At 69.3% G+C, this 16,756-nt stretch carries 15 protein-coding genes and 1 pseudogene; 11 read left to right on the forward strand and 5 right to left on the reverse strand.

Features of this window, described 5'->3' with window-relative positions; all coding sequences use genetic code 11:
• Window positions 1-74: 74 nt before the first annotated feature.
• The gene (locus tag HT102_RS04740) at window positions 75-695 is read left to right on the forward strand and encodes a hypothetical protein (RefSeq protein ID WP_192038251.1); all 621 of its coding nucleotides are present in this window, start codon (window positions 75-77) and stop codon (window positions 693-695) included.
• Here HT102_RS04740 and HT102_RS04745 read toward each other — a convergent pair.
• Window positions 692-2,710 carry a hypothetical protein gene (locus HT102_RS04745; RefSeq protein WP_192038252.1) on the reverse strand — a complete coding sequence of 673 codons (2,019 nt, stop codon included), beginning with the start codon at window positions 2,708-2,710 and terminating at the stop codon, window positions 692-694. The genes HT102_RS04740 and HT102_RS04745 overlap by 4 nt on opposite strands.
• A gap of 165 nt (window positions 2,711-2,875) precedes the next feature.
• On the opposite strand from HT102_RS04745, the gene HT102_RS04750 reads away from it, so the two are divergent.
• The 4 genes from HT102_RS04750 to HT102_RS04765 all read left to right on the forward strand — a co-directional run bounded on the left by HT102_RS04750 (window position 2,876) and on the right by HT102_RS04765 (window position 5,523).
• Window positions 2,876-3,046 (forward strand): hypothetical protein, encoded by a 171-nt coding sequence (locus tag HT102_RS04750; protein ID WP_192038253.1) that lies wholly within the window; start codon window positions 2,876-2,878, stop codon window positions 3,044-3,046.
• A gap of 61 nt (window positions 3,047-3,107) precedes the next feature.
• Entirely contained in the window at window positions 3,108-4,100 is a 993-nt protein-coding gene (locus HT102_RS04755; protein WP_192038254.1) for an RNase H family protein, read from the forward strand.
• Window positions 4,101-4,163: 63 nt separating this feature from the next.
• Complete coding sequence (locus HT102_RS04760; RefSeq protein ID WP_192038255.1) at window positions 4,164-4,814, forward strand: vWA domain-containing protein; 651 nt, start codon at window positions 4,164-4,166, stop codon at window positions 4,812-4,814.
• Between the two features lie 76 nt (window positions 4,815-4,890).
• Window positions 4,891-5,523, forward strand: coding sequence for a hypothetical protein (locus HT102_RS04765; RefSeq protein WP_192038256.1), 633 nt, complete (start codon window positions 4,891-4,893; stop codon window positions 5,521-5,523).
• Window positions 5,524-5,780: 257 nt separating this feature from the next.
• Here HT102_RS04765 and HT102_RS04770 read toward each other — a convergent pair.
• Window positions 5,781-6,440 (reverse strand): annotated as a pseudogene (locus tag HT102_RS04770) (VanW family protein); the annotation flags it as partial.
• A gap of 692 nt (window positions 6,441-7,132) precedes the next feature.
• On the opposite strand from HT102_RS04770, the gene HT102_RS04775 reads away from it, so the two are divergent.
• Window positions 7,133-7,357, forward strand: coding sequence for a helix-turn-helix transcriptional regulator (locus HT102_RS04775; RefSeq protein ID WP_192038258.1), 225 nt, complete (start codon window positions 7,133-7,135; stop codon window positions 7,355-7,357).
• Window positions 7,354-7,833: a DUF2029 domain-containing protein gene (locus HT102_RS04780; protein WP_192038259.1), complete on the forward strand. Its 480-nt coding sequence runs from the start codon at window positions 7,354-7,356 to the stop codon at window positions 7,831-7,833. The genes HT102_RS04775 and HT102_RS04780 overlap by 4 nt, the downstream gene beginning before the upstream one ends.
• Before the next feature lie 314 nt (window positions 7,834-8,147).
• Here the strand turns inward: HT102_RS04780 and HT102_RS04785 are convergent, their stop codons facing one another.
• Entirely contained in the window at window positions 8,148-8,876 is a 729-nt protein-coding gene (locus HT102_RS04785; protein WP_192038260.1) for an enoyl-CoA hydratase, read from the reverse strand.
• A gap of 154 nt (window positions 8,877-9,030) precedes the next feature.
• A complete protein-coding gene (locus HT102_RS04790) occupies window positions 9,031-9,837 on the reverse strand; it encodes an aldo/keto reductase (protein WP_333473285.1) in 807 nt (268 codons plus the stop codon).
• A 160-nt stretch (window positions 9,838-9,997) separates the two neighbouring features.
• Here HT102_RS04790 and HT102_RS04795 point away from each other — a divergent pair, with 160 nt between their 5' ends.
• The 3 genes from HT102_RS04795 (at window position 9,998) to HT102_RS04805 (ending at window position 13,770) form a co-directional block, all read left to right on the forward strand.
• Window positions 9,998-11,500 (forward strand): carboxyl transferase domain-containing protein, encoded by a 1,503-nt coding sequence (locus HT102_RS04795; protein ID WP_192038261.1) that lies wholly within the window; start codon window positions 9,998-10,000, stop codon window positions 11,498-11,500.
• Between the two features lie 81 nt (window positions 11,501-11,581).
• Window positions 11,582-12,274, forward strand: a complete 693-nt coding sequence (locus HT102_RS04800) for a response regulator transcription factor (protein ID WP_192038262.1) — start codon at window positions 11,582-11,584, stop codon at window positions 12,272-12,274.
• Window positions 12,275-12,315: 41 nt separating this feature from the next.
• Window positions 12,316-13,770 (forward strand): HAMP domain-containing sensor histidine kinase, encoded by a 1,455-nt coding sequence (locus tag HT102_RS04805; protein ID WP_192038263.1) that lies wholly within the window; start codon window positions 12,316-12,318, stop codon window positions 13,768-13,770.
• Window positions 13,771-13,825: 55 nt separating this feature from the next.
• Here HT102_RS04805 and HT102_RS04810 read toward each other — a convergent pair whose 3' ends face one another.
• Window positions 13,826-15,226 carry a cryptochrome/photolyase family protein gene (locus HT102_RS04810; RefSeq protein WP_192038264.1) on the reverse strand — a complete coding sequence of 467 codons (1,401 nt, stop codon included), beginning with the start codon at window positions 15,224-15,226 and terminating at the stop codon, window positions 13,826-13,828.
• A gap of 345 nt (window positions 15,227-15,571) precedes the next feature.
• On the opposite strand from HT102_RS04810, the gene HT102_RS04815 reads away from it, so the two are divergent.
• On the forward strand, window positions 15,572-16,615 hold the full coding sequence (locus HT102_RS04815) for a hypothetical protein (RefSeq protein WP_192038265.1): 1,044 nt from the start codon (window positions 15,572-15,574) through the stop codon (window positions 16,613-16,615).
• Window positions 16,616-16,756 lie beyond the last annotated feature (141 nt).

The following is a 16,756-nucleotide window of genomic DNA, read 5'->3' on the forward strand; positions in this document are numbered from 1 at the left end:
GGAGGCGTCAAGCGGGACGCTCGTTGCACGGCCTAGCGTTGCACCTCGCAACCCCGCTCCCGCATACTCGGCCAATGGGGGAAACATTCAACGGCACGGGGGCGTGCGCCATTCCGATTCGAGCGATCGAGCGGACGCGCCTGACACGGGAAGACCGTGAGCACCGCTACAAGCGCTATCCGGATATCGCTCCGGGCTCGTACGAGCTTGTCACCAGCCTTCCTGCGGTTTGTGTGCCGCACGGGCAATCGTCATCGCGGAGCCATGAGTTCGTGGTCGAGTCCTATCCCCGGCCAAGCTTCGGGATCTGGGAGGTCCCTTTTCGCACGGTTTTTCACCGGGCGGAGCAGCGGATGCGCGGGAAGGCCTGGCTCCATGCGGATTTCGCGATGTGTGACCGTTGCGTCGCACGCCTGCAATTCTTCTACTGGCGTGCCATCGCGTTCGTCCTGCTGGGGATTGCGGCATTGATCGCGTTCTGGATTGGTGCTGGAATGGCCGACACACCGCGGATCTTCATGCTTCCCTTGTTCGCGGGGATCCTTTTGATCTGGGGCGGGATCGTCTCCCTCCGCTCAGCGCGGGCGAAGAACCTGTTCGGGGCCGAGCTCCTCGTGGATGGATCGGCGATGGTGCTGGAGAACCCGCACCCCGCGTTTGTCGCATCTGTGCTCCAGGCCCCGGGCACTACCTAGTCCCCCGCGAGCGCGATGCTGCGGCGGGTCACGCCATCGTATGCGGTGTGTGCGAGCTGCGCGAGGAGGCTGAGTTGCTGCCGGAGCGCGTGCTGCTCGTTGTCGATGCGGCGCAGGTGGCGCTCTAGCTCGTCGGCCTGGTCGGGGGGCGTGTAGCGGACGGGCCAAGCGCGCACGTTCTTGGCATGAGGCGGCTGCGTGTTGATGCCGGCGGCGACGACTCCGGGCAGCAGTACTCCCCGCTGGTCGACGGGCTGTTTCGCCGCGAGGCGCAGCACGCGGGCGGGGGCCTCGACAACGCTGGTGCCCTCATAGTCCACGATTGCGGCGATGCGCGGACTCGTGGCGAAGACGATGTCACCTGGCTCGGTGTAGCGCGCGTTGGGGTACTCAAGCGCGAACCGGGCGGCGTCGATGGTGCGTTCGCCGAGCGGGCGGCGTCCAGTGAGCTCGTCGCACCCGATGATGCGCACGCCTCCGGTGGCACCGATGTGGCCGGGGTCGAGGCGGGTTCCCGGCACCGGCCGGAGGATCTTCTCGGTGATCAGCCAGCCGATGGTGGCAGTGGGCGGCCGCTGCCCCGCCGTTGCGCGCCCTACCGGGATGTCGATCATCACCGATCGGCTGTTCTGTTCCGTGAAGGCCCGGGTGAGCGTGTTGAGGCGCTTGGCCACCTCGTCGCCGGTGATGGGATCGCGCGGCGTCGGGGCTCCGGTGTCGGTGAGGTCGCCGCGATAGGTGAGCAGCGACGGCAAGCTGACGAGTCGGCTGAAGCGGAACGCGTGGGCGTGCGCGAGGGCTGGTGCCCGCAGCCCTGCCTCGAGATCGGTCAGCAGGTATTCGAGGTCGGCCCCGTCGAAGCGCGCGTTGGCCATGTCGGCGGTCAGCACGTAGCGCTGTTCAGGGGTTGTCCCGCGAGGCGTTGGCGCGAGGATCCACAAGGTGAGGTGTTCCTGCGGGGTGGTGCGTACCCATCCCTTGGGCAGGGCGACGATGGCGCGGACGCTGCCTGAGCGCAGCAGTCCCGATCGGATCTCGTCGCTGGGTCCGCTCAGCGGCTTTGCGAGGACGCTGGCCGGGGCCGCCACGAGCGCGACCTGGCCTTCCGTGAGTTGCAGCGCGATCTCGTCCACGGCCCGCAGCATCGCGTCGCGGTCCATCGTCGGCGCGGACGGCGCGGGCAGGTGAGCAACGACCAGCGCATCGCCGGGGGCCTGGAACGCGCCGTCCCCGTCAACGAGCAGCGCCTGGCAGTGGATGTCATGCGCCCGCAATCGGCGTCGGGCCAGTCGGGACGCCGGGTCCTGGCGCTGCACGGTTCGCGCGGTGACGCCCGCGCCCGCCGCGGCAGCGTTGCAGGCCACCAGGAGGTCCGACCCGCCCGGCGTGGGGTCCACGACGGTGGTCGCTCCCCCGCTCGCCGCGTGCGCGACGCGTGCCAGTACCGCGGCGGCGTGGTCGGTGAGCGCCACCGCCGGATCGCGCGGCGTGGCGAGCTCGATGTGCCGCCCGATGAATCGCTCCATCGCTGCGACGGGACTGTAAGCGGCACTCGCGGCCTGGTCGGCCCATGCGGCGAGCGCGGGGGCGAGATCGTCGACGGCCGCGATCTCGCGATACAGGTAGGCATCGTCTGGATCGGCATCGTCAGCGAGATCCAGCAGTTCTTCGGTGCCTAGATCCCCGAGCTGCTCGCCCACTGCCACTTTCAGGCACAGCAACGCCGTGAGCGCCTGGAACATCACCTGATCCTCGACGCCCCCGCTTCCCGCCAGTTCCGCGAACGCGACCGCATCCTCCGGCGCTGTGGGGTTGTTGCCCCTTCCTGTGGCGCGCAGCCACTCGCTCACCTCGCGGGCGTCGAACAGCTCGCCCTGTCCCTCGGCGCGCACGGGCTGCGGGGACGGTGTACTGCTCCCGGTGCTTCTCGTGCGCCACACCGGGACCACCGGCCGTTGCACCTGGGCGAGTGTGGCGATGCGGGATAGCGACAGGGTCGGCCTCTCGAGCGGCACGGCTTGGTCTCCTCGGCGGGGTCTCGATGGCGGTTCTATGCAACCAGCCTAGCCTCCACCTGAGTAAGTTACGTCCATTTGGTGATAACCGGGTTATCAGTCAGTTGATTCAGAACTGTCAGACGTATGCGTCAGTCTAGGTCGGCACCAGAAGAAGGAGTCGCCATGAACCACCCTCCACCTCGACCACCGCCCGTCTGCGGCAGCAAGGTCCGCTACCAGACCCGCGCCGATGCCCTGCGCACCATCGAGTCGCTCACCAACGCCGACGAGTACGACGCCTACTTCTGCCACCGCTGCCGCGGCCACCACCTCTCGTCGATCCACGACACCTAGAGCCCGCCCCGTGCCCTGAGCCCCGAGCCCTCAGCCCTCAGCCCTCAGAAAGGAATCCGCCATGCCCGTCCGCTGGTCCGTCCTCACCAACACTGTCCGCCGTGGCCTCACCGGCCGGATCGCGCCCGCCCCGCTGCCGCAGGGAGCACCGCGCTGGCGTGCCGTCATCCGCACCTTCCACGCCCCCTGCTTCACCGGCGAGTCGATCGCCCCCCCCGCGTGGGCCGTCGCCGCTGTGACCGACGGCGCGCACCTGACCACCCATGTGACGAGCGCGCGATTGCCCGGAACGCAGGGCCGCGCCGTCGAGAACGCCACAGCGCTGGCCGGCCTGAACTGCTTCGCCGGGCTGTACGAGGCCATCCAGGCCGCGGACGGGGAGATCTCCCTGCACATCCACAACCCCGCGCTGCAATCGCTGCTGCGCGATGCCGCGGAATCGTTCCCCCTCGCGACAATGTCGGGGAGCTTCACCCGCAGCGTCGAGCGCCAGAAGCTCAGCGAGGCCACCGTTCGCGCGATGCGCTCCATCGCCGCCCACCACGAGGCCCTCCTGCGCGAGCACCACGCCAGGCAGACTGTCCTGCTGATCGGAACCGACGCCTCGATCGACAAGCTGCGACCAGGCGCGGGAATCGCCGCGATCGATGCCGAGGGCCGCACCGCCACCAGGTTCCTCCCCGCCATCGCCGACACCTTCCACGCCGAGCTCGCCGCCATCGAGCTGGCCATCGACTCCGCGCCCCGCGACCTTCCGTTGCGCATCCTCAGCGACAACCAGCACGCGGTCCGCGCCCTGGGCAAGAAGGCCAACCTGCACCGCATCAGCAACGCTTCCACTCGCAGGCTCGTCCAGCGGATCACGAGCAAGCGCAACGGCCGACGCATCGAGATCTCCTGGGTGCGCGGGCACAACGGGCACAGCCTCAACGAGGCCGCCCACCGGCTCGCCGTCGCCACCCGCCGCTGCCGCACCGCCAACGCCACCCCGGAAGCTCTGCGCGCCATCAGCCACACCATCGCCAGCGACTTGCTCGTGGCCCAGCCCGCCTGACCCAGCCCGCCTGAACCCAGCCCGCCTGAACCCAGCCCGCTTGACCCGACCGAAGGAAACCCCATGGCAAACCCCGGCACGCCCCTCATCGCCGTACTGCTCGACCGCTCCGGATCGATGGCCACGATCAAGAAGGACATGGAAGCTGGCTTCGCCGCGCTCATCGCCAAGCAGGCAGAGTTGCCCGGCACCGCCCTCGTCACCCTGTCGCAGTTCGACACCCACTACGAGGACGTCTTCCCGCCCATCCCCGCCAGCGAGGTCACCGGCCTGAACCTCCAGCCTCGCGGGCTCACCGCCCTCCTCGACGCCCTCGGCCGCTTCGTCACCGAGATCCGCGACGAGCTCCACCGCGCCGAGACCATGCACGCGGATACCGGGCCCGACAAGGTGATCGTGGTCGTGATCACCGACGGGCACGAGAACGCCAGCAACACCTGGACCGTCGAAGGCGTCCGGGACCTCGTTTCCGGGCAGCAGGACAACCACGGCTGGGAATTCGTCTTCCTTGGCGCGAACCTCGATGCCGTCGAAGTGGGCCGCGACCTCGGCTTCCACGCCGATCGCTCGCTGACCTACAGCGCCGACCCCGACGGAGTGGAGGATGCGATGGAGTTGCTGTCCGACTACGTCGAACGGTCCCGCAGCACCCCTGGATCCCCCACCGGATTCAGCGCCGACGACCGGCGCCGCGCCATCGGCGAACAGGACTGATCCCTACGCCCACCGCTGCGCCGCGGCCCTGCGCGACGCGAACACCGCAAGACCATCCAGAAGAAAGTAGGACACCATGAAGAACACCCTCCCCACCGCATCGGCGGCCCTCGCGCTCGCCGTGCTCCTCACCGGCTGCGCCACCACCCCGGCCGATGGCTCCGGAACCCGCGCCGTCGAGGATGCACCCGCTGCTTCCGCCCCGGGCGCCGAGCCCGCCGCTGATGCTCCGGCCAGCGAGCCGGAAGGCAGCACCAGCACCGCGTTCGGCACGCGCGGCAACCCGATCCCGGTCGGCACCACTGTCGAGCTCGGACCTGACTGGCAGGTCAACGTCGTATCGGTCACCGCGGACGCGACACCCATCGTGCTTGCCCAGAATCCGTTCAACGATGAGCCCGTTCCCGGCCGCCAGTTCGTGATGGCCCGGCTCTCGCTCACTTACACCGGCGACGAGTCCGGCACCCCCTGGCTCGACCTCACCACCAAGTACGTCGGAGCGGACGGCAACGCCTACGCCCATGGCTCCAACGACTACTGCGGCGTCTTCCCCGAGCCGATCAGCGACGTCAACGAGCAGTTCCCGGGCGCGACCCGCGAGGCCAACCAGTGCTGGTCCGTGCCGTCCGAAGCCGTCGCGGGCGGAGTCATCCTCATCGAGGAGAGCTTCAGCTTCGATGACACCCGCGTGTTCTTCCAGGGCGGATAGCCGCGCCCGCGCCCGCGGTCCCCGCGCCCGCGCCCGCGGTCCCCGCGCCCGCTTCCGGGAGCCAGCGGATGTGTGCGGTTTTGCATCCACCCCCTGAACCCACGGGCCGTCCGAGGGGGCATTCGGTAACACATGCGAGGTCCGGAACGGCGCGGTGCCAGACCCCGGCGCCCGCCGCGCCCGCCGCGCCCGCCGCGCCCGCCGCGCAGATGAAACTGGCCTGCTTCCCGGAGGAGGCAGGCCAGTTCACGCCGCTGCTAGCGGCAGTAGACGGTGGGCAGCGGGTCGTAGACGACGGTGCGGGTGTTGCGGGAGATCTCGGCACCGGTGCCGGCGTTGCGGATGATGCGGGTGTCGCTGGTGGTGAAGCCAGGCGATCCGTTGGTGGGGATGCAGTTGGGTCCGGCGGCCAGGGTGATGGTCCCGGGCTGGGTGTAGTTCCAGCGGCCACCGTTCACGGATTCGACGTTGACGGTCTTGGTGCCGATGATGCGCACGGTGACGGAGCTGGCGTTGGCGAAGGCCTCGATGCGCACGCTATTGGGCGAGGTGTTGCGGAACTTCACGTCGAGCACTCCCTGCCAGACGGTGGCCTCGCGCCCGGCCGGGTAGCGCGAGATGTAGTAGGAGTGCTCGTGGTGCTCCACGTCCTGCATGCCCGCGAAGTACGAGGCATTGAACAAGGTGGTGGCGAACTGGGAGATGCCGCCGCCGATGGCCTTGCCCGGGCGACCGTTGGAGATCACGCCGGCTTCGATGTAGCCCTGCGCGGTTCCGCGCGGGCCGGTGTAGCCGTTGAGCGAGAAGACCGCGCCCGGAGCCACGACAGCCCCATTGACCTGCTCGGCAACACGACGGATGTTCACGCCCGAGTCGGCCGCGAAGCCGCTCGTGGTGAACTCGCCGATCACCTGGTTGGTCTGCGGCGTGGCAACGGGCGGCTGCGGCGCTGAGGGCGCGGGCGGCGCGGGAGGAGCCTGAGGCGCTGGCGGGAGGAGGCCCTCGGAGCCATTGGGCGGCACCGGGATCTCCGGCAGCTCGATCACGGGAGCCGGACCTGGCAGGTTCAACGAGTCCCACAGATCACCCAGCGGATCGGCCGCGGCCGGGGCAGCCCCAGCAAGAACAAGTGCGACTCCGGCACCCGCTGCAGACAACTTTCCCAACAACCGCATTTCTACTCCTCAGCCGAATCGCGTACTTGCTCAACATAGTGCATCCCCGACCAAAGCCGCACGTTGAGGGGTTGTGGCGAGACATTGGACCCGGTACGGCAACGCCCGCGCGCGACCACTGCCCTTGGCTCGCAGCCACACTCGGCCGCAGCTCCGCTCTTTGTCGCGTCGCTTCTCGTCGCGTCGCTGCCCGATCAGTCCCTGGCCGCCGGTTCGCCGCGCTCCAATCCGCCGCGCTCCGTCCGAGTGGAAACTTTTCCCCCGTGGAGCGGGAAAATCTTCCACCAACGCGGCATCCTCGCTCGTCAGCCAGCAGCTCCCGGGCCACCAGCTCACACCCCACCGCCGTGCGGGAACAGCGCGTCGCCGGGTAACCCCACCTCGCGATGACAACTTTTCTTGACATCCGATGTCAAGTTCTCTTTACTTGAAGTGTGCCTCGCGAATCACACCCCACCGCCGTGCGGGAACAGCGCATCGCCGCGGGAATCACCCAGGCCGATCTTGCCCACGCGTGCGGGACGAGCCGCCAGACGATCGTGTCGATCGAGGGTGGGCAATACAGCCCGAGCGTGTGGCTGGCCCTGCGGATCGCGCGCGCCCTCCATGCCGACGTGGAATCCCTGTTCCCACTCCCCACCATCGAGGAAGCCCCATGAGCAACTCCGTGTTCATCCGCGCCATGCACGCCATTGGCGACTTCGAGAGCCCGTTCTACAGCGAGGAACGCGACCGCGACGTGTGGAACGAAGCCTCTGCCGCGGGGTTCCAGCTGATGCTGTGGTCCGGCCTCGTCGCAGCCGTCGCCCTTCCCTGGATCGCGGGCAGCACCGGAACCTGGATAGCGATGGGCATCCTCGTTGTCGTCGGGGCGATCTCTTGGTGCACCATGCTGTACGCGAGCGCCCTGAACGTCGACCCCATGGCACGCACCCGCCTCGGTGCCCGTGCGATCCTCGCTTTCACGCTGGTCATCGCCGCGATCATCAGCATTGCGATCCATCTGCGCAGCACCTACTCCGGCGCGAGCGGCGTCGCAGGCAGCCTCACCGATGGCTTCCTGACGGGCGCGATCATCGGCGCTATCGGTGGTGCCATTGCCCTCGCAGTGGTGCGCAAGCGGAGCCGGGGCTAGCGCTCCTCGGGAGAACGCGCCCACCGGTTGTGTTCACTGTTGCACCCTCGAACGTGGTGATCCGGGCGCAAAACCGCACACTTCCGGGCGCGGTGCCACGACCCGCTGGGCCTGCTGGCGCCGCCCGCGGAATCCCGCCGCTGGGCCGCCCCCCGCCGCCGGAGTGGAAACTTTTCCCCCGTGGAGCGGGAAAAGTTTCCACCAGAGCGGACACCACCAGAGCGGACACCACCAGCGCGGACACCACCAGAGCGGACACCACCAGAGCGGACACCACCAGAGCACGGAGGCCACGCAGCCACCGCCGGAACCCCCTAGTCGCCGGTGAAGGTGGGGCGGCGGCCTTCCATGCGGGCCTGGCGGGCCTCGGCAACGTCGGAGCTGGCCCACGCGGCGCGGTGGGCCGCCTGCTGCTCGGCGGTGGGCTCGCTCTGGGGCGTGTGGTTGAACACGAGCTTGAGGTGGCGGATGGTCAGTGGCGCGAGCTGGGCGATCTCGGCGGCCCACTGCTGCGCGACGGCGAGGTCCCCGTGCCGGTTGGCGAGCCCGCACTGGAGGGCCTGGTCGGCGGCGAGCGGCTCGGCGGCCATGAGCATGGCGCGGGCGGAGGATCCGCCAGCGAGCTCGCTGAGGCGGTTGATGGTCCAGTTATCCATGGCGAGGCCGAGCTTGGCGATGGGCACCATGAAGTAGGCGTCCTCGGCGACCACGCGCAGGTCGGCTGCGACAGTGAGCTGCACCCCTGCGCCGATGGCCGGCCCGTTGACCGCCGCGATCACGGGCAAGGGGGTGTGCTGCAGTGCGTGGAGCATGGCGTAGAGGGAGCCGATGAAGTCGCGGTCGTAGGCTGCGCTGCCGAGGTCGGCTCCGGCGCAGAACGCGGCGCCGCGCCCGGTGAGGACGATGGCACGGGCGCCGGTCTCCTCGGCCTCGCGCACCATCTCGGTGATGCCGGTGCAGATGGTGGTGTTGAGCGCGTTGCGGCGGTCCTCGCGCTGCAGCTCAATGGTCACGACGTCCTGGTCACGGCTGTACCCGAGCATTCCTACCTCGTTCGTTCGTGGTTCGCGGTCCTCGTTGCGCGAAGCTTCGCGGGCCCTGTTCCTTGAACCCTACTGCGGGCGCCCGCCCGGGACGCGACGCAGCCCCCGGTCCTCGTGGCGCCGGGGGCTGCGGGCGGGGGGGGGCGGTGATGACCTAGAACGTGTCGGGGTCGGGACCGATGCGCCCGTCCGCGACGTCGAGCGCGGTGATGCGGTCGACCTGCTCATCGGTGAGCTCGAAGCCGAAGATGTCGAAGTTCTCCTTGATGCGTCCGGGCGTGACGGACTTGGGGATGACGACGTTGCCGAGCTGGAGGTGCCAGCGCAGGATGACCTGCGCGACGGTGGCCCCGGTCTCGGTGGCGATCCCGGTGAGGACGGGGTCCTGGAGGATCTGGCCCTGCCCGAGCGGACTCCACGCCTCGGTGGCGATGCCGTGCCGGGCGTGGAACTCGCGCAGCTCGGGCTGGGAGAACCGGGGGTGCAGCTCGATCTGGTTGATGACGGGCACCTCGCCGGTGGCCTCGATGAGCCGCTCGAGGTGGGGGATCTGGAAGTTGGAGACACCGACGGAGCGCACCTTGCCCTCTGCCTTGAGCTGCTGGAGCGCAGCAAACGTCTCGGTGTAGAGCCCTTCGGCCGGCTTGGGCCAGTGGATGAGGTAGAGGTCGATGTGGTCGAGGCCGAGCCGGACGAGGCTGTCGTCAAAGGCTCGGAGGGCACGGTCGCGGCCCTGGTCGTCGTTCCACAGCTTGGTGGTGACGTAGACCTGGTCGCGGGGGATGCCGGATTCGCGGATCGCCTGGCCGGTGCCGGCCTCGTTGTCGTAGATGCGGGCGGTGTCGATGTGGCGGTAGCCGGTCGCGAGCGCTGTCGCCACGGCTTCTTGGGCCTGGCCGTCCGGAATCTGCCAGACGCCGTATCCGAGCTGGGGGATGGTGTGGCCATCTTGGAGTCGCACGTTGGGAACATTCACGGCTTGGTCAACGCGTGCGTGCCGCAGTGGATTCCACCTCGGGCGCAATCGCCCGAAGGATCCTGTTTCGCCCGCTCGCGCATGCGGATTGGCGGTAGCGTTGCGGCCAAGAACCGATGCCCACCGGCCCCGGGAGCGTATCGCCATGCCCACAGTGACCACGTCCATGCAATTGTGCGACAACGTCCTCGACCTCGGATCCTTCATGTCCTGGGACACCGAGCCCGTCCAGGTCGCGATGTCCGAGCAGTACCGGGCCGACCTCGAGGCGGCGCGCGAGAAGTCCGGCCTCGATGAGTCGGTGGTCACCGGCGAGGGACGCATCCGCGGACGTCGTGTCGCGGTGATCGCGTGCGAGTTCGGCTTCCTCGCCGGCTCGGTGGGCGTCGCCGCGGCGGAACGCATCGTCTCGGCCATCGAGCGAGCGACCGCGGAGCGCCTTCCCCTGCTGGCCTCCCCCACCTCGGGCGGCACCCGAATGCAAGAGGGCACGGTCGCGTTCCTGCAGATGGTGAAGATCGCCGCGGCCATCAAGATCCACAAGGAAGCGCACCTGCCCTACCTGGTTTACCTGCGGCATCCCACCACTGGCGGGGTGTTCGCCTCGTGGGGCTCCCTCGGCCATGTGACCGTCGCCGAGCCTGGCGCGCTCGTCGGCTTCCTCGGCCCGCGCGTGTATGAATCGCTGCACGGGGCGACCTTCCCCGAGGGCGTGCAGACGTCGGAGAACCTGTACCAGCGTGGCGTCATCGACGGCGTGGTGCCGGTGCGGTGGCTGCGCCCGATCCTCGACCGGGTGCTGCGCGTGCTCGGTGGCACGCCGAAGCTGCCGGACCGGTTCGAGCCCGCGCCGCTGATCGAGGAGCTGCCCGACATTCCCGCCTGGGAATCCGTGCTGGCATCCCGCAGCCCCATCCGGCCCGGCTCGCGCAGCGTCCTGCGCCACGGCGCCACCACCTTGACCCCATTGAGCGGCACTGGCCAGGGCGAGTCGGATCGCTCCATGCTGCTGTACCTGGCCCGCCTCTCCGGCACCCCCTGCGTGGTGCTGGCGCAGGATCGCGCCGTCTCCGCCGACAGCGACGCGTTCGGTCCTGCCGCGCTGCGCGAGGCCCGGCGCGGAATGCGGCTCGCGGAGGAACTGCGCCTGCCGCTGGTGCTGATCATCGACACCATGGGTGCTGCCCTGTCCAAGGACGCCGAGGAACGCGGCCTGGCCGGGGAGATCGCTCGCTGCCTCGCCGAACTGGTCACACTGCGTTGCCCCACCGTGTCGGTGCTGCTAGGCCAGGGAACCGGCGGCGGCGCGCTCGCCATGCTTCCGGCCGACCGGGTACTGTGCGCGCTCAACGGCTGGCTCGCGCCACTGCCGCCGGAGGGGGCCAGCGCGATCGTGTATCGCAGCACCGGGCGCGCCGCGGACATCGCCGCGCAGCAGGGCATCCGCTCGCGCGATCTGATGCGCTCCGGCATCGTCGACGCCATCATCCCCGAGGTCCCCGATGCCGCGCAGGAGCCGATCCCGTTCAGCCAGCGGGTCGCCGCCGCCATCGCCCGCGAGATCCGGGAGCTCGCGCTGAGGCCACCGCAGCAGCGCCATGCCGCGCGCTTGCGCCGCTACCGCGAGTTCGGGCTGCCCACCGGCTGAACGGGGCACGCGGGCCGACCAGCCACAGGTGCCCAATCCAACGCACTGTGAGAATCGGGAGAAAACTGGCACTATGACGACATGCCCGAGTCCGCGCTGGTGCTGATCGTCGATGACGACGCCGAGATCCTCGCGTCCCTCGAACGCGGCCTGCGCCTGTCCGGGTTCAACACCACCACCGCCGAGGATGGCGAGATCGCGCTGCGCCGCATCCGCGAGTACCAGCCCGATGCAGTGATCCTCGACGTCACCATGCCCCGGCTCGACGGCGTCAGCGTCGTCACCGCGCTGCGCGCCATGGGCAGCGACGTGCCGATCTGCGTGCTCAGCGCCCGCAGCTCCGTGGACGACCGCATCGCTGGGCTCGAGGCCGGCGCCGACGACTATCTCACCAAGCCCTTCGCGCTCGGGGAGCTCGTCGCCCGCGTCCGCGCGATGCTGCGGCGCCGCACGGACGTCCCTTCCGCGCCGCGCGAGACCCTCGCCGCGGGCCCCATCGCCATCGATGTCACCGCTCGCCGGGCCACGAGCAACGAGCGCGAGCTCGACCTCACCAAGCGGGAGTTCGAGCTGCTCACCACCCTCGTCCAGCACAAGGATGCGGTACTGTCGCGCAAGCAACTGCTCGAGATCGTATGGGGCTACGACTTCACCGCCGACACCAACGTCGTCGATGTGTTCGTTGGGTACCTGCGCAAGAAGCTCGAGGCCGACGGCACGCCACGCATGCTGCACACCGTGCGGGGAATCGGATTCATCCTCCGCACCGAATGAGCACCTTCTCGACGACCACCGATCCCTAGGGCCCCGCATCGATGACCAGGACCGCGCTGCAACGCCTCACCCACCAGCTAGCGCGCTGGTTCGGCACCTCGAGGCTGCCGTCGTTCTCCCTGGCCACCCGGGTGGCCATCGCCTCGGCCCTCGGCGCCACCATCATCGTCGCTACCGTTGGTTCCTTCATGTGGTACCGCATCGGCACGGACAAGCACGCCACCCTCGACCAGCACCTCAGTGCCGTCACCTCGATCGCCGCGAGCATCTCCGCCAACTCGCTCTTCGCCGCCCGCACCCAGTTGCCCGAGGGCTTCGAAGCCACCTACCACGCTGACCGGATCCTCATCGCCGCCCGCAGCGTCAAGATCCCCCGGCTGCCCGACGGCCTCGCCACCCTCACCATCGAGGGCGAGGAGTACCGCATCCTCACCGTCACGCTCGTCGAGGACCCTCGCGCCTTCCTCTCCGTGGCCTCCCCCACCGCCACCACCGTCGAGCAGATCAACGCCGAGCGACGGCTCACCGTCATCGTCTCCATGCTCGCCATCGCCGCCGCCGCCGCCCTCGGCTGGCTGTTCGCTGGTTTCGCGGTCCGCCCGCTGCGCCAGCTCACCGAGCAGACCCGCCGCATCACCGCCGACGACCTTCGCCCCATCCCGATCATCACCGGCGCCACCGAGGCCGAGGAGCTCTCGCGCGCCATCTCCTCGATGCTCGCCCGCATCACCCGCGAGCAACGCCGCAAGAACCATGCCCTCGAGACTGCCCGCGACTTCTCGTCGGTCTCCGCCCACGAGCTCCGCACCCCGCTGACCGCGCTGCGCACCAACCTCGAGGTGCTCGATACCCTTGACCCGCCGCCGGAGGACCGGCGTGCCATCATCGCCGAGACGCTGAGCTCTATCACCCGCATCGAGCAGACCCTCAAGGCGCTCGAGCGCCTTGCCGCCGGTGACCTCGCCCGCAAGGCCGACTACGAGGACGTCAACATCCCGGACCTCCTCGATCGCGTCGTCCACGAGGCCAGTCGCATCCACCCCCCCGCCTCCATCGAGCTCGGCGACGTCGACAACGTCACCATGCGCGGCCTGCCCGCGGGCCTGCGCCTCTGCCTCGACAACGCCATCACCAACGCCATCAAGCATGGCCGGGCCACCATCGTGCAGCTCGCCACCAAGCCGCAGCGCAACCACTACTTCGACATCACCATCGACGACAACGGCTGCGGCATTCCGATGAAGGAATGGGAATCGGTGTTCCAGCGATTCAGCCGCGGCTCCAACACCACGAGCTCCGGATCCGGGCTGGGCCTGTCCCTCGTCGCGCAGCAGGCCGAGCTGCACGGTGGCCGCGCGTTCATCACCACCAGCCCGCTCGGCGGCGCCCGGCTCACGCTGCGCATCCGAATCCCGCGGGAGGGTCGGCACTCCGCAGCAGTGGGGGCGGCGGCGAGCAGCGGGAGTGGCGACGGGACCAGCATGAGCGAATCGTGAAGGATCAGCTACGCGGCACGTGGCCAGATCTTCACGATCCGCCGGGCAACTTGGCTCAGCGGGCCTGCTTGACGTGCTCGTAGCGGGCGAGGGCCTCGCGACGCTCGACGGCATGGTCCACGATGGGCGCGGGATAGCCGGGCACTTCGATGCCGCGCTGGCCCACGGTGTGGACTTCCTTGCCGGGAATTTCGCGTAGCTCGGGCACCCAGCGGCGCACATAGTCACCCTGGGGGTCGTAGCGCTGCCCCTGCGTGATGGGATTGAAGATGCGGAAATACGGAGCAGCGTCCGTGCCGGAGCCCGCGACCCACTGCCAGCCGTGCTGGTTGGCAGGCAGGTCGCCGTCGACCAGGTGCCGCATGAAGAACCGCGCGCCCCACCACCACGGCAGATGCAGGTCCTTGACGAGGAACGACGCGACGATCATGCGCACGCGGTTGTGCATCCAGCCCTCGTGGAGGAGCTGTCGCATTCCTGCATCAACGATGGGATACCCGGTGCGCCCGGCCTTCCACGCAGCGAGCAGCACCTGCGCCTCGGGGGTGTCCGTGCTGATCGGCATGCGATCGAAGTCCGGGTTCAGGTTGTGGCGGGCCGAGCGGGGCTCGCGAGCGAGCACGTCCGCGTAGAAGTCCCGCCACGCGAGCTGGCGGCGGAGCTCGCGCGCGCTGTCGCTGTCGTGGTCGCGAAGGTCGGCGAGCATGGTGCGGGGGTGGATGGTGCCCCATTTGAGGTGGACGGACATGCGGGTGGTGTCGTCGAGATCCGGGCGGTCGCGGTGCTCCTTGTACTGATCGACACCATTGGCGAGGTACTCGTCCCACTGCTCCCGTGCCGCGTGCTCGCCGACCGGGCAGACAGGCTTGACATTGGCAGGCAGCTCCGCGCGCTCGACACCCGTGACCGCAGCGGGATCAATCCAGGAGTTGGTGCTGGCACTGGTGCTCGCGGGGGCGCGCCAGCCATGATCCAGCCACCGCTTGTAGAACGGCGTGAACACGCGGTAGGCAGTGCCGTCGTCCTTGACGATGCGGCCGGGCGCGATGGCGAACGGCGAGCCGGTACGAACGAGCGGGATGTGCTGCTCGACGGCCGCGTCGCGGCGGGTGCCGTACGGGCCATGGTCCGAGCTGATGTGCACCTGGGTCGCTTCGATGCGCCGCGCGAGGTCCGGGATGATCTCGACAGGGTTGCCACGGACCACGAGGAGTCGTCCGTCGAGTGCTTCGTCGAGGCTGTTGAGGCACGCGATGAGGGCGGTGCGGCGGCGCACGCCGGAAGGCTTGATCAATGCTGGATCGAGCACGAACACCGCGAGGGCGTTGCGGGCGGAATCGGCGGCGGCGAGCAGCGTCGGGAGGTCGACGAGCCGCAGATCGCGGCGGAACCAGACGATTGTGTTCTCGGTCGCACTATGAGTCGGGATTGTCCTTTTCCTTTCACTGCTGCCCATACTGGGAACCATATGGTGCTCGCGCCATGCGGCGGGCTGCGCTCGCTGCGCTGGACCACCCTCGCTGGACCACTACCGGCTGGACCACTACCGGCAGGGGCACAACCGGCTGGGGCACAACCGGCTGGGGCACGCCTACTGGGCATCGGTTGGCTGGGCCCCGGTTAGCTGGGCCCCGTCTAGCTGGCGCTGCGCCTCACGACCTGGTTGCCCCGCGTTGGGACAACGGTCACAGCAACCAATACTGCCCGCTCGCGGCGCCGAATACACACGGACCGCAAACGGGCCGCGATCACCGGTGCCGCGCTGGCGCCGCCCCGGACCACACAGCTTAGGGAGTTCTCCATGGCACGCACACGGCCGAAGTCAACGATCCGACGGTACCGCTTTCCCGCGGCGCTGGCGATCACCGCCACCGCGCTCGCCGCTGGCTCCTCCGCGACCCTCGCTGCCACTCCCCCGACGGAAACCGCAAAGACCACCCAGGTCGTGGAGGGCAGCGGCCCGGACCTGACCCGGCTCGAGGATGCCTTGCGCCAGTTGCAGCGCGACAAGCTCGCCGCGACGTTCCTCGCCGCTGGATCCGGGCAGGCACGGGACGGAGCGGAGCAGCTCGAAGCCGGCGCTGCCGAGCTCGCCGCAGGAATCGGGCAGGCCCGCGGGGGCTCCGAGCAGCTCGCGGCAGGCACCGGGGAGCTCGCGGCCGGAGCAGGCCAGCTGAAGGACGGCACCAGCCAGCTGCGCACGGGAATGACCGAGTTCCAGGGCGGTATCGGCCAGCTCGGCGATGGTGCTTCGCAGATCAGCGGTGGCGTGGACGAGCTCGTCGCGCAACTGCTTCCCCTGAAGTCCGCGGACGCGCCGTTCGCTCCGGAGATCGCCGCCGCGCTGATCCAGCTCGAGCAGCTCCGCGATGGCGCCCGCCAGCTCGCGTTCCAGCTCAATGACCCATCCAGCGACTTCCGAGTGGGCGCGGCACAGCTCTCCGATGGTGCCAACCAGGTCGATTCGGGCGCCGGACAGCTCGCAACCGGTTCAGCCGAGCTGCGCGACGGCGCCGGGCAGCTCCGCGATGGGCTCGTCCAGCTCGACGACGGTTCCGGCCAGCTCACTGAGGGCTCCCGGCAGCTCGTCGCGGGCCTCGGCCAGCTCGGCAGCACCGCCGAGCAGGTGAGCACCAGCGTCAACGGGGTGGTCAGCGTGACCCCGCGCGCCAGCTTGACGGCCGATCCGGTCGAGGTAGCGGTGGCCCAGCCTCTCGGCGAGGGCCGCGTGCTGGATGCCACCACCATGCTGGCGCTGCTCGGCCTCGGCGCTGGCGGCATGCTGCTGCTGGTCGCGGTCGGGCTCGGTGGCTACCGGTGGCGGGCCGCGCGCCAGGCGGCGTAGCTTTCGCGGCCGCCGGGTGGCTTCGCGGCTGGCGGCTTTGCGTCTCGCGGCTTCGCGGCTCGCGGTCGGTCGGCTGCGGCTCGCGGTCGGTCGGCGGCGGCTTTGGGGGTAAACGCACCGGATATCGGTAAACGCGATAGA

It is taken from the genome of Lolliginicoccus lacisalsi, assembly GCF_014841105.1.
GTDB lineage: Bacteria > Actinomycetota > Actinomycetes > Mycobacteriales > Mycobacteriaceae > Lolliginicoccus > Lolliginicoccus lacisalsi.

What these genes read in the sequence shown, in the direction of transcription:
- HT102_RS04740 (WP_192038251.1), top strand. Translation starts at nt 75, where the DNA reads ATGGGGGAAACATTCAACGGCACGGGGGCGTGCGCCATTCCGATTCGA.
- HT102_RS04750 (WP_192038253.1), top strand. Translation starts at nt 2,876, where the DNA reads ATGAACCACCCTCCACCTCGACCACCGCCCGTCTGCGGCAGCAAGGTC.
- HT102_RS04755 (WP_192038254.1), top strand. Translation starts at nt 3,108, where the DNA reads ATGCCCGTCCGCTGGTCCGTCCTCACCAACACTGTCCGCCGTGGCCTC.
- HT102_RS04760 (WP_192038255.1), top strand. Translation starts at nt 4,164, where the DNA reads ATGGCAAACCCCGGCACGCCCCTCATCGCCGTACTGCTCGACCGCTCC.
- HT102_RS04765 (WP_192038256.1), top strand. Translation starts at nt 4,891, where the DNA reads ATGAAGAACACCCTCCCCACCGCATCGGCGGCCCTCGCGCTCGCCGTG.
- HT102_RS04780 (WP_192038259.1), top strand. Translation starts at nt 7,354, where the DNA reads ATGAGCAACTCCGTGTTCATCCGCGCCATGCACGCCATTGGCGACTTC.
- HT102_RS04785 (WP_192038260.1), bottom strand. Translation starts at nt 8,876, where the DNA reads ATGCTCGGGTACAGCCGTGACCAGGACGTCGTGACCATTGAGCTGCAG.
- HT102_RS04795 (WP_192038261.1), top strand. Translation starts at nt 9,998, where the DNA reads ATGCCCACAGTGACCACGTCCATGCAATTGTGCGACAACGTCCTCGAC.
- HT102_RS04800 (WP_192038262.1), top strand. Translation starts at nt 11,582, where the DNA reads ATGCCCGAGTCCGCGCTGGTGCTGATCGTCGATGACGACGCCGAGATC.
- HT102_RS04805 (WP_192038263.1), top strand. Translation starts at nt 12,316, where the DNA reads ATGACCAGGACCGCGCTGCAACGCCTCACCCACCAGCTAGCGCGCTGG.
- HT102_RS04810 (WP_192038264.1), bottom strand. Translation starts at nt 15,226, where the DNA reads ATGGGCAGCAGTGAAAGGAAAAGGACAATCCCGACTCATAGTGCGACC.
- HT102_RS04815 (WP_192038265.1), top strand. Translation starts at nt 15,572, where the DNA reads ATGGCACGCACACGGCCGAAGTCAACGATCCGACGGTACCGCTTTCCC.